This is a genomic window from Rhodospirillaceae bacterium, assembly GCA_002728255.1.
GTDB lineage: Bacteria > Pseudomonadota > Alphaproteobacteria > UBA7887 > UBA7887.
Genome location: PBWV01000012.1, coordinates 52,090 through 64,217, shown reverse-complemented (window position 1 = coordinate 64,217; position 12,128 = coordinate 52,090). Strand labels below are relative to the sequence as shown.

The following is a 12,128-nucleotide window of genomic DNA, read 5'->3' as shown; positions in this document are numbered from 1 at the left end:
ACAGAAAAAAACTCCTTGCCACAGCGTTGGGTAGCCACCAGCAGAGAGAATGATTAATCGCCTAAACTTACCCAACTCCTAGACCACTCCTACTCACTCTGATAGCCACCTATTAAATTTTGGCGCCCGCTTTTCCTTGAAAGATATCACCCCTTCCTCCGCATCTGGGTGGTGGTCATTTACTGCCGTTTTGCCGGCAATATCGTCCAAAGACTGCAACCAATTCATTTCGGCAGCATTATAAACCGTTCTCTTTAAAAGCCTCATGGCCACCTGTGGTCCCTCCGCCATCTGCTCCGCTAACTTAATTACTTCCATCTCTAAGTTCTCCGCACCAACCACCTCGTGCACCAAACCCAACTCTTTCGCCTGCTCCGCAGAAACAATCTTTTTTCGCATTACAAAGTCTATAGTTTTTGCGAGCCCAATATGCTGAACCAACAGGTAGTGACCACCCTCGTCTGGAAGCAAGGCAAAGCGCAAAGTACCACTACCCATGCTTGCTTGCTCTGAGGCAATACGAAAATCGCACGATAAGGCTAGAGAAAATCCAGTTTGAATCGCTACCCCATTGAGCGCCGCAATAGTTATCTTGTCTAATTCCCGCACCCGGGTATTTAGAGCTTGGGATATAGTTCTGAGACCAGCGTAAGTTCCAATACCATTATCATGTCCAGGAGGGATAAGTGGGGTTAGACCGTCGTCGTCTTCCCGCATAGCAGTAGTATAACCTTTGAGGTCATCCCCGGCACAAAATGAATCCCCAGAACCAATAAAAATTATGACCCGAACTTCATCCGCCATTTGTGCTTGTGTCAAAGTCTCAATCAACTCGCGTTTCATGACCGAAGTCATGCCATTTTTACGCTCAGGCCGGTTGAAACGAATCCAAAGTATGCCAGGATGAGACAGAGAAGTTTCATATCCCTTAAACGTACCAGTTTCCATAGGGTCCCCCATTTTGTTTTGTTGCAAAAACTAGTAAACATGCCTGGAATTGGGCAAGCAACTCAATTTTTGGGGTATCTAACAGCCTCGAAAAGGTTGGAGCTTGGCAATTGCGTTACAGCAAATCCAAGCTCACTCAACCTTTTACCTACCACTAATTCTATCGATTTGAAATCGCCACAGAATTATGTTGGAAAGGGGTGCTAGCCCTGCTCCCCACCAATCTCGACAGTCGCATATTCAATCACAATAGGACTGTACAGGCTTTGTGTTGCCACTCTTCCATCTACGGTGACAGAGCAAGTGTCAGATGGTAAATCGTATCCGCCGTTGGCAGGAACAATTTGGACCATCGCACCGGTGTTCGCTAGTTTGCAGTTGCCAATAATCTGAGCAACATCAATGTATGGTGCCACATCATATCCACCATTACCAATGTTAACCTTTCCGTCAGCTAATGCAGCTGTCGCCAAAGGCAGGCTTAAAGCCAAAGCAGCCGCTGCCGCAACTAAAGTATTTTTCATTACATAGGTTCCTTCTAAAGGGTTACAAAATTAGTTCTGATGCACCCCCCCTCAAGACGCTTCTCGCCAATCCCCAGTGCTATGCTGGATTTTTGTGAGTATGGCATCTCGTGCGCTGGCGAAGTATGCCTGCCTGGAGTTGAGGGAGGTAACCCCAGGCAGGCAGCTTCGCAAGCACCCTGTGTAAATATTATATAGTAATAAAAAAGTCTATAACTCATTGTATAAAAAAGAGTAATTGTGTAAATTATTATCTAAAATAAATTTACTGGTTGTAAATCTTGTAAATTATCGTCATATTTCTGACTTGAATTGTAGAAAGATTTGGAATGGAAAAGAAGGCCTTCATAGGGCATAAATTGCGCCGATTTCGGATGGAGCAAGGCGTTAACCAAAGTGAGATGGCCGACCAACTTGATATTTCGCCCAGCTATCTGAATTTGATTGAGCATAATCAGCGACCTGTAACAGTCCCACTCCTGCTCAGGCTCAGCCAAACCTTCGACGTCGACCTTCGAAATCTTGCCGACGATGAAGACGCTAATTTAGTGGCAGATCTGATAGAAGTCTTTGGAGATCCTATTTTCCAGGATCAACAAATTCCCGAGCGAGAGCTTAAAGACCTGATAGCAGTGAGCCCATCCGCTGCGGGCGCAGTCCGCGCTCTTTACAGGGCATACAGTAGCATCCGGGACGACGCCGAGGCGCTTGGCCATCAGCCTGCTCAGCGAGAGAAAACTAGTGCAACACGGAATGCCACCGATGCAATCGAGGAGGTTCGGGAGTACCAAGAGCGACAATCAAATTATTTTGAAGCCATTGAAAGCGCCGCAGAATCTCTGCGCAACGAACTCAATGTCACCCCATACAATCTTGCCTTTGCCTTGGTAGAAAATCTAAGGTCACGTCACTCCGTAGAAACTAAAGTAATGCCGGCAACAGTATTACAAAACACTCTGCGCCAGTTCAAAAACCACCAGCAAAGGCTATTACTCTCTGAAATGCTTCCTGTCTCTGGGCGCACTTTCCAATTGGGGGTCCAAACAGCCTTTATCGAGCAAGGAGAGCTCCTAGACCGAACCGTAGAAAAAGCCGAATTGAAAACTGCCGATGGGCCTGGAATTTTAAAAAGCAGCCTAGCCAACTACTTTGCGGGTGCCCTCATGATGCCGTATTTAGAATTTCGAAGCGCCGCCCAAGAACTAAAACACGACATTGAACTGCTGCAACAACGATTTATGGCAAGCCTAGAACAGGTTTGCCACCGCCTTACAACCCTTCAACGTCCCAACCAGAGAGGCATTCCATTCTTTTTTCTGCGCGTGGATAAGGCAGGGAATGTTTCCAAACGCCTTATTCCGTCCTGGCAAGGAGACAGTGCAGGAAAGTTTAAATTTGCACGGTTTGGGGGAACATGTCCCCGCTGGGTCTTACACGATGCCTTTGCCTCACCGGGCCGTATTTTAACCCAAATATCCACCATGCCCGACGACACTACATTCTTCACTTTTGCCAGAACTTTAGACCCCATTGGTAGTTGGCAGTATGGCGGCACGGCACAATTTGCCATTGCGCTAGGATGTGAGATGAAAGANGCAAAAAATATCATTTATTCAGATGGGCTCGACCTAAAAGGGAAAAAACCGGGCGTACCGGTAGGCGTCAGCTGTCGGGTCTGCGAACGCATGGACTGTTCTCAGCGGGCTTACCCTCCTTTACACCATCGTCTGCGCACGGAACATGGAGTGCGAACCGTGTCCCGTTTCCAATTTGAGCAATAGGTAACGTGAAAACCTCGTCCAAACCAGTAGTCCTACAAAGCATAAACTCAGCAGATGGNCTCCGGTGCGTAGACNTTTTTATGCACTCCGATGGCACTTTTGGCTTTGCAGAATATAGAAGAGATTTCGAGGATGCTAGCGGTTGGCAACAGTTGGACAAGTCTCTTAGCTCCACATTTGAAACTTTAGAGCTCGCCCTGGCCANCGCTAAAAAGCTAATCCCCTGGCTGCATTNGCCCGAAANATGAAATAAGTTGCGGAGAATAACCGTTAGAAGGTCTTCTCAAATGATCATTTCGGGAGTATTTTAATGGCCAGTAAGAAGAGGGAGACGCACAGAATGCCCAAAGTTTTGGCCAATGAAGCCATTGCGCAGTATCAACAAGAAGGGTTCTTTTCTCCCTTACAGGTGATGTCCGAGAGGGATACGGCCGCACTTCGATGTGAATTAGAAACCTTTGAAAAAAGCCAAGGCCATCCCATAGAAGGTTTCCAACGAACCAAAAACCACCTCCTTTTTAAGTGGGTTGACGATCTTATGCGTAATCCAAGGTTATTGGATGCTGTGGAAGATCTAATTGGCGAAAATATTCTTTGCTGGAACACGGTATTTTGGATTAAAGAAGCAAATAGTCCCAGCTACGTCGGATGGCATCAGGACCTCCAATACTGGGGATTGGATAACGACGAGCTGGTTAGCGTCTGGTTTGCTCTCTCCCCGGCCAGCGCTGAAAGTGGCTGCATGAGTGTAATCCCTGGAAGCCACAAACAACAACTTGGACACCGGGAAACGTATCACGAGGACAACATGCTAACGCGCGGCCAAGAAATAGACATCGTGGTAGGAGACCAACCAACCATCCCCATGCCGCTTAGCCCAGGACAAGTTTCTCTTCACAATGTTAAGTGCGCTCATGGGTCAGGCCCAAACACTACCGATGATCGTCGAATTGGGCTATCTCTTCACTATATGCCTACCCATACCAAACAACTCCAAGCAGAATGGGATAGTGCAGCTTTAGTCCGAGGNAAGGACCTTTTTAACAATTTTGTCCACGCACCCATCCCCACACAAGATTTCGACCCAGAAACTGTGGCTTTTCACAAACGTGCAAGCGACACTGTTAGAAAGATTGTGTACAAGGACGCGGAAAAACAACCTAACGAAGGTGAATATCGACCCACGCTTTAAGAATCCGATAAAAGTAACAATCAGGAATGGAGAGAATGGGAGAAGTTGTACCAGGATGGCGACCAGGGGACAAAACTCCAAAGCCCACGAAAGATCAAAAACAGGCTGTTTCGGATTTGAAAGAGTTCGGATATTGCATCGTTGCGGATGCATTGGATGAACGAACTCTGGAATCGGTCCACAATCGGTTGGTTGAGCAAGCCGAGGCTGAGATTGAGTCAGGGGTCGCATTTGAGGATCAAGGCCCCAAACAAATCGATCGTATGAAGACGGATATTACAAATCCCGGCATGAAATATGCGGAAATCCCAGAAAACGCCTTCTCAGTTGGATCGGGAGGGATTAACCAGCGCGTATGGATGCTCGTGAACAAAGGGGAAGTCTTCCGGGACCTAGTGACACATAGTTTTATGACGCCACTAATTGAATTTTTGTTGGGGGAGGATTTTCTTCTCTCTACTCTTTCTGCAAATATTGCAAAACCAGGCGGTGTGGAAATGGGGCTCCATACAGACCAGTGGTGGATGCCCCGTCCGTCACCACGGAAGGACCCCCACATTGCAGCAGGCAATATCCAAAGAGGTGAATACTATGGCGTTTCCAACGGGGATCCCGATGAAGCCATCAACCCTCCTTGCGCTTGCAATGTTATGTATTGTCTCACCGACTTTACTGAAATCAATGGCGCCACTCGCATAGTTCCCAAAAGCCACCTCACAGGGTTACAACCAACACCGGATGTTCCACATACTACGGTGTCTATAGCGGCTGAGGCCAAAGCAGGTTCAGCAATAGTTTTTGAAGGCCGACTATGGCACGGAACAGGCGCCAATAAATCAAATGGAAACCGGTTAGGTTTACTAGCCACCTATTGTGCGCCCCAGTTTCGAGCGCAGGAAAATTATACCTTGGGTGTCGACCCGGCCATAGTCGAACAGGCGTCACCAGAATTACTCTCACGACTCGGCTTCAAGATATGGAATGCCTATGGCCGAACTGGCGACCCCACTAAAGGCTTCGTTCATAAAAACACCCAAAATATAGGGGAAATGCGGCCTAAACACTTAGAATCAAAAACATCAAATTACCAAACTACACCGGAGTAGGAGCANAACATGCAAGCAACTATAACCCCTCTCGACGCGACGCTGGGCGCCCGAATAACTGACCTAGATCTAAGTAATATGGATGAAGCCACTTGGAAAGCGGTAGAGGATGCCTTTCATGAGTATGGCGCGCTGGTTTTTCCAGGCCAACACATTGAAGCTGATGCCCAGGTGGACTTTGCTAAACGTTTTGGTAATCTGGAAACACTTAATCCGGAAGGAAAACCGACTGCTGTCGCAATCAGCAACAAAACAGAGGACGGCTCGGTGCTGAAATCGGACGACTTTCGATATAAAACACTACGTGGCAATGAAGGTTGGCATACGGACAGCTCCTATATGCCTTTGGCAGCCAAGGCCTCCATTTTGTCCGCTCAGATCGTGCCTCCTGAGGGCGGTGAGACAGAAGTTGCTGACATGAGGGCAGCTTATGATGAACTAAGTCAGGAAATAAAAGATAAAATAAGCGATCTTGAAGCATACCACTCCCTATACCAATCTCAGGCGAAGGTGGGTTATAAGATCGAGACAGGTGCCGCCTACGGATACCACAATAAAGGAGCACCCCGTCGGCCCCTAGTGAAGGTGCATCCGGTAACCGGACGCAAATCTCTTTTCATTGGGCGGCACGCCTACAAAATTGAGGGCATGGAAAGAGAGGAAAGCCAAAAGCTATTGGACGAATTATTAACTTTTGCTTGTCAAGCACCCCGAACATACAGCCATAAATGGCAAGCAGGTGATGTCTTGATGTGGGATAACCGCTGTATTCTCCACAGAGCAATGCCGTATGATTACAATGAAGTTCGCGTCTTACGGCACACAAGAGTTGCCGGAGAAAACGAGTCCGAACTCGTACCAACAGGGCGAGATGATCTGGCGGCCGACTTTATTCCCTCCGGTTCGAATAAAAACGATTATTACAATGCGAAGGGTCCTAATATATCCCCTGTAGTTGACAGTTAGGCGGATCAACAACTAGCTCAGCTGCAGTGTGAGCACACAAAANTGGGGTAGGGCAAGAAGNTATGCCAAAACTGGAGGACCAGCCCTTTCCCAGAGCTGGTCGCCAATTTTNCAGATACTTAGGCGGCTACCATCCCTTCCAGCCGTTTCCGGATCAAGGACTCTGCTTCAGACATGATGGTCTCGATAAGATCCTGACAAGTTGGTATGTCATGGATCAAGCCAGCCACCATTCCACACGACCAAACACCCGCATCCATATCGCCGTCAATCATGATTTTNGGATAAACACCAGCAACCTCTTCCATAATATCATCAATTTTAAGATCTTTCCCCAAGCGCTCCTCTTTCTCCAGCAATCTNTCTGTCGCAGCATTCTGAAGAACACGCTCCGTATTCCTCAATGGCCTCATTACCAGCTTAGTATCTAATTCTGACGCTTCAAGGATGGCCCTTTTAACNTTCTCATGAATCGGGGCCTCCTTTGTCACCATAAACCGGGTCCCCATGTTCATGCCATCCGCACCCATAGCTANTGAGGCCACCAAACTCCGCGCATCTGCCATCCCACCAGAGGCTACAAATGGAATCTTCAACTCTTCCGCCGCGCGAGGGAGCAAAATCATATTAGGAATGTCATCTTCCCCCGGATGTCCGCCACATTCAAATCCGTCTACGGAAACTGCGTCACATCCAATGGCTTCCGCCTTAAGAGAATGCCGGACAGAGGTGCACTTGTGAATAATTTTGATCCCCGCATCCTTCAGTCGCGGCAGATGATCTTGCGGATTACGACCAGCAGTTTCTACAACCTTTATGCCGCCATCTATAATGGCACTGATATAGCCCGGATAATCGGGAGCAGTCATAACCGGAAGGAAAGTNAGATTTACCCCAAAAGGCTTATCGGTCATCTCGTGGCANCGCTTAATTTCACNGGCTAAGTCTTGTGGTGTTTTTTGGGTTAGACCCGTAATTATCCCTAACCCTCCAGCATTGGACACAGCNGCTGCTAATTCGGCAAAGCCCACATAATGCATGCCCCCCTGAATAATGGGATGTTCGATTCCAAAGAGTTCTGTAATACGAGTTTTCATGATTAGTATTCCTATTAAAAACTAAAAAATGCCACAGCGCCTTAACAGCCATCGAACGTGATTTTTTGAGGCCTGCCAGATATTAATGCGGCGCAACCCTATTTCTCTAACCCGGCTCGAATCTCCATTAATAGCACTCTTTGCCGAAACACTCCAAGGGCACCAAATCCCGATTTTTTGCTCGTTCAGTTCTTATTTTTCCGACCCCTTGGCTGTTGATCNCTCTCGCCGCCAAACATAAAGCCCGCTAATAACAACCACACCCGCACCTAACAGAGTTACAGCATCTGGGAAATGATCAAATACCAAAAACCCGAGAATGATCGCCGTAAGTAGTAATATGTAGTTGAACGGTTGAAGGAGACTGGCATCAGAGAGGGACAATCCTCGAATGACGCAGATATGGGCGCCCACAGCCAAAAGACTCGCTAAAACCAAAAGAGACCATTCCTCTAACGTCGGGCTCTGCCACTGGAATGGAGCGATTAGGCTNAGGATCACCAAACCAATCACGCCTGGGTAGAATACGGTTGTGCCCAAGCCATCGTGGCGAGAAACAATTTTTGTCAAAATAAGATAAAGTGAAAAACTCAAGGTTCCTATGAGAGGAAGAATAGCAGCGGGCTGAAAAATATCAGAACCCGGCCTAAGAATGATAAGAACCCCACCAAAACCCAACAATACTGCAGACCATCGGCGTGGACCAACACGTTCACCCAACATGGGAACCGCCAATGCAGTCACCATCAACGGTGCTATTGCCGCAATTGAATGGGCCTCCGCAAGTTGCAGAAATCGGAACGATAGAACAAACAATGCGACATCGAACAACATAGCTAGGCCCCTTCCGCATTGCACAAACGGGGTCTTACTTTTTAATCCCTTTAGACCGGAAAGTTTAAGAACCAGTATGAGGCCAAACCCAGCATAAAAAATATATCTTACCCACAAAATTCCAGCCAAGGGCAAAGTCTGAACTAGTGTTTTAGAAATTACATCCATCCCAGCAAACAGGATCATTCCCGCTACGTACCAGGGAATTCCAGATGCGCCAATCCGTACAATTGCACCCAGTATCTTCATCAACCAAGCCCTTACCTTAAGACTATTTGTAGCACTAGGCTTGATACGGGAATTCTTTGAACAGCTCTGGCTTAAAGTCAAAACCGTGCCCTGGTCTAGTAGGAGGCTTTAACAAGCCATTCTCAGGAAGGGCTGGATTTACCCACAAATGGTCAAACCAGCCCATATACTCGAGCCACATAGGATTCGGAATACAAGCATTGAGATGAGAGTTTAATTCATAAAACAAATGGGGCGCCATCTTTATACCAACATCGTGTGCTTGATTTGCTATTACCTTCAACTCCGTATAGCCACCTCGCATAATATCTGGTTGGATGATGGGTATTTTTTTGCTTGCGAAAAAGGGTTTAAAATCATGGTGTGTGAAGTGATTCTCACCCCCCACCACAGGGGTCTGAATTGCATCGGCAACCCTATGGTAGCCTTCAAAATCATCTGCTAAAACTGGCTCTTCCAGCCATGCTAAATCGAACTCATCTAACCGGGAACCCACCCGTATTGCCTCGTCAGCGGTCCATCCCTGGTTCACATCTAACATAATGCCGATGCCACTTCCCAATTCTTGGCGCATGTCGCGAACGTTTGCTACATCTTCGTCCTCGGTAAACACATGGCCAACCTGCATTTTTATGGCTGCAAACCCTCGATCGACGTATCGCTTCGCCTTCTCGATCATTCCATCATGACCAAGTCCGCGAAAACAACCGGAACCATAGATGGGAAGAGCATCCCCACTTCCTCCCCATAATTCCCATAATGGCTTACCTGCATGCCTTCCCACTGCATCCCACAGAGCTACNTCCAAGGCAGACATTGCCATAACGGTAATCCCCATCCTTCCTTGTATGTATGTTGCCCTCCACATCTTCTGCCACAAGGCTTCAACGCTGGTAGCTTCTTCCCCAATCAGGAGGGGTTTCAACATTTCATGGATACAAGTTTCAAGAGTCCTCATTCCCCCCGCTACTGGATGGAGATGCCCTGTGCCAATCACCCCTGATTTGGTCTCTACCTCAACCACTAACAAATTTATCTTAGCTTCGAGTGCAGAATAATCAGCCACCCCAATCTTAGGAGGGTCGCGATAGGGAACAGAAAGCAAATGGGTCCTAATATCCGAAATTACCATAGAAGTTTTATCCTTTATTTGTTAGCGGCAATTCANCGGTGTCCACCGCAGGCCTTCGCGCATTAGATATGTACGACAGCCTTTCCAGGAAAATCTCTTGCAATCAACTGCTCCGCCACATCTCCAATATTCGTCCAATTTTCTTGAACTGGGATATGGGTGCGCAACTTTCCAACCCGAATTAATTCCAAAAGCCTCTCTAGGCCCTTACAAGCGGGCTCTATCTCGCTTTCACGGTATAGGTGAAAGCCCTCAATTCTTCCATTCCCAGTAAACATCAAATCGCGAATGGCAAGAGGTGTCTCATTCCCATCGCTTACCCCATAAAGAATGGCACGTCCTCCTGGTTCCAGCTTCTTCATTAGGTTGGCTAATATGCCCCCCCCAACTCCATCTATTATGGACCGGAACTCATGGCTGTCACTGATNTTGCTCCCATCCGATGAAACAATAACTTCGTCCACCCCAAGATCGGTTATAAGGCGTGCATATGTAGGCCTACGCAATTGTGCAACCACCTTACCCCCCATGAGACCAGCAAGCTGGCACGCAAAATAGCCAACCCCACCCGTAGCACCAGTAATTAAGACCTTAGTCCCCAAAATACGTTCACATCTTTCAAGAGCATAAAGCGCCGTTAGGCCTGCCACGGGCAGGGTCGCCGCATCCGGTCCATCCACTGCTTCTGGAATCACAGCAAAGTCGGCAGTCGGCAGAGCTACATATTCTGCCNAGCCTTCCATTCGACGTGAAAATCCCACTACATGACTTCCCTTNCCGGGCCCGCTTCCATCCACAGCGCTTGCCTCCACAGTTCCTGACAAGTCCCAACCGATTTGCTTTCCATCCTCGGATGATTGAGCCCGCCTCAACTCGCCTCTATTCAAGGAGAATGAACCAACTTTTATAATCGCTTCGTGGGAATTTGGCACCGGCTCAGGAACATTGCCAACTTTCAGACTTCCTGACGCTGCCGCATTTACTATCACTGCTTTCATTTTTTTATCTCCCCAAAAAACGATCCCACCGAAGTCATTGCACGATAACTTCTCGCCACCTTTGATCTATTGGAAAACTAGCCTTATGAAAACCCTACAAACACCTAGGACGATTGGAGGGCGATTGGAGCTAGATCCCCAATCGAAGCGTCCAGCTCGCTATCCTGCCGCCTTCCCTCACCCTCAGCACTAGGTACCGGGGTGTCAAACTCATAGTCCGGGTCGATTTTTTGCCGCTCCCAAATTTCCTTCATTTCCTTCCATGCCCCTAATAACGTGCGAGGCTCAGGCATGTCATGTTTTAGCAGCAAGTGAAGCTTCTTGAGATTATAGCATGGTACACCAGCGTACATATGATGTTCCAGATGCCAGTTCATTCGCCAGTATAAAAATTCTGAAACCGGNTCCAACAGAATTGTGCGTACACATTTTCTAAAATCGGACACATTGCTCCTCAATCCACAATGCATTGGAAACCCGACGAGATGCTTCAAAAAATTCGCGGTGAAATTTTGAAATGTTAAAACTAGNGGCAACACCCATATTTGCGTAGCCACAGCGACAACCAACACACTCCCATGAAACAAAAGCATCCATCTAGCCCAACGCACAGCGGCTGGCCTTTCCTCAGGGTGAGCTGTGTAAAGAGCTTTACTCCACTCCCTACTTAAAACAGATGTCCCGTACCCGCCAAGAGCTGTTTCAATGGTACCCTTTATGGTCGGGATGCAGCCTGGAGCAAATAGTCCACCGACAAAGTTAAAAGTGAAAAGTTGTACAATATAGAGTGGAGTGCTCTTGGAAAATTGAGGCAATACCACCTCACGATCACCCTTGATATGGAGTGTATATCGATGGTGATACGTGTGGCTCATCGCATATTCATGAAAATTATGCCATCCCAACAAACTGTATAGGCGCAAGAAAATCCTGTTAAGCGATTTTGTCTTAAAAACTGTCCCGTGGCCCAGCTCGTGGGCAGCTATGCCTTTGAAAAATGAACACACTGTTCCGTGCGCGAATAGACTCAATAACATTGCAAGCCACATTCCTTTGACGAAGAAATAGATTACTGCTCCTCCAGTAATGACCGNGATCCCCATGTGACCACCGGCCTGAAACCANCCTTTTAAGTCACTTGGACGCATGAGCTCACGTAATTTACCGTGCTCAATTGGGGATCTGTACCAGCTGACTCGATAGCTTTTTCGGACACTGCTAAGAGGCTCCAAGTCGGCCAGCTTATACTCCAACCCCGCTCCAGAATCCCGCATGCAAAGTGCCTCCCTCGAAACCAATCA

12 protein-coding genes are annotated in these 12,128 nt (G+C 47.6%); 5 read left to right on the top strand and 7 right to left on the bottom strand.

The genetic code is table 11. The annotated features are described in order from the left end of the window. Window positions 1–93 precede the first annotated feature (93 nt). Entirely contained in the window at window positions 94–960 is an 867-nt protein-coding gene (locus CMM32_03075; GenBank protein ID MBT05882.1) for a hypothetical protein, read from the bottom strand. A 191-nt stretch (window positions 961–1,151) separates the two neighbouring features. Beyond that, complete coding sequence (locus CMM32_03070; GenBank protein MBT05881.1) at window positions 1,152–1,472, bottom strand: hypothetical protein; 321 nt, start codon at window positions 1,470–1,472, stop codon at window positions 1,152–1,154. Window positions 1,473–1,801: 329 nt separating this feature from the next. Here CMM32_03070 and CMM32_03065 point away from each other — a divergent pair, with 329 nt between their 5' ends. From CMM32_03065 to CMM32_03045, 5 genes are all read left to right on the top strand, one after another. After that, complete coding sequence (locus tag CMM32_03065; GenBank protein ID MBT05880.1) at window positions 1,802–3,253, top strand: XRE family transcriptional regulator; 1,452 nt, start codon at window positions 1,802–1,804, stop codon at window positions 3,251–3,253. Window positions 3,254–3,258: 5 nt separating this feature from the next. Then, window positions 3,259–3,501, top strand: a complete 243-nt coding sequence (locus CMM32_03060) for a hypothetical protein (GenBank protein MBT05879.1) — start codon at window positions 3,259–3,261, stop codon at window positions 3,499–3,501. A gap of 62 nt (window positions 3,502–3,563) precedes the next feature. Further along, on the top strand, window positions 3,564–4,445 hold the full coding sequence (locus CMM32_03055; GenBank protein MBT05878.1) for a phytanoyl-CoA dioxygenase: 882 nt from the start codon (window positions 3,564–3,566) through the stop codon (window positions 4,443–4,445). A 35-nt stretch (window positions 4,446–4,480) separates the two neighbouring features. After that, entirely contained in the window at window positions 4,481–5,551 is a 1,071-nt protein-coding gene (locus tag CMM32_03050; protein MBT05877.1) for a hypothetical protein, read from the top strand. 9 nt (window positions 5,552–5,560) lie between these two features. Further along, on the top strand, window positions 5,561–6,517 hold the full coding sequence (locus CMM32_03045; protein MBT05876.1) for a taurine catabolism dioxygenase TauD: 957 nt from the start codon (window positions 5,561–5,563) through the stop codon (window positions 6,515–6,517). Window positions 6,518–6,636: 119 nt separating this feature from the next. On the opposite strand, the gene CMM32_03040 is transcribed toward CMM32_03045, so the two are convergent. From CMM32_03040 to CMM32_03020, 5 genes are all read right to left on the bottom strand, one after another. Beyond that, entirely contained in the window at window positions 6,637–7,614 is a 978-nt protein-coding gene (locus CMM32_03040; protein ID MBT05875.1) for a nitronate monooxygenase, read from the bottom strand. Window positions 7,615–7,806: 192 nt separating this feature from the next. Further along, the gene (locus CMM32_03035; protein MBT05874.1) at window positions 7,807–8,697 is read right to left on the bottom strand and encodes an EamA family transporter; all 891 of its coding nucleotides are present in this window, start codon (window positions 8,695–8,697) and stop codon (window positions 7,807–7,809) included. Window positions 8,698–8,731: 34 nt separating this feature from the next. Then, on the bottom strand, window positions 8,732–9,829 hold the full coding sequence (locus CMM32_03030; protein ID MBT05873.1) for a hypothetical protein: 1,098 nt from the start codon (window positions 9,827–9,829) through the stop codon (window positions 8,732–8,734). Window positions 9,830–9,891: 62 nt separating this feature from the next. Beyond that, window positions 9,892–10,827 (bottom strand): alcohol dehydrogenase, encoded by a 936-nt coding sequence (locus CMM32_03025; GenBank protein MBT05872.1) that lies wholly within the window; start codon window positions 10,825–10,827, stop codon window positions 9,892–9,894. A gap of 104 nt (window positions 10,828–10,931) precedes the next feature. Continuing rightward, window positions 10,932–12,101, bottom strand: a complete 1,170-nt coding sequence (locus tag CMM32_03020; protein ID MBT05871.1) for a fatty acid desaturase — start codon at window positions 12,099–12,101, stop codon at window positions 10,932–10,934. Window positions 12,102–12,128: the final 27 nt, after the last annotated feature.

Coding starts and splice junctions, on each gene's coding strand:
- CMM32_03075 (MBT05882.1), bottom strand. CDS start 960: ATGGGGGACCCTATGGAAACTGGTACGTTTAAGGGATATGAAACTTCT.
- CMM32_03070 (MBT05881.1), bottom strand. CDS start 1,472: ATGAAAAATACTTTAGTTGCGGCAGCGGCTGCTTTGGCTTTAAGCCTG.
- CMM32_03050 (MBT05877.1), top strand. CDS start 4,481: ATGGGAGAAGTTGTACCAGGATGGCGACCAGGGGACAAAACTCCAAAG.
- CMM32_03045 (MBT05876.1), top strand. CDS start 5,561: ATGCAAGCAACTATAACCCCTCTCGACGCGACGCTGGGCGCCCGAATA.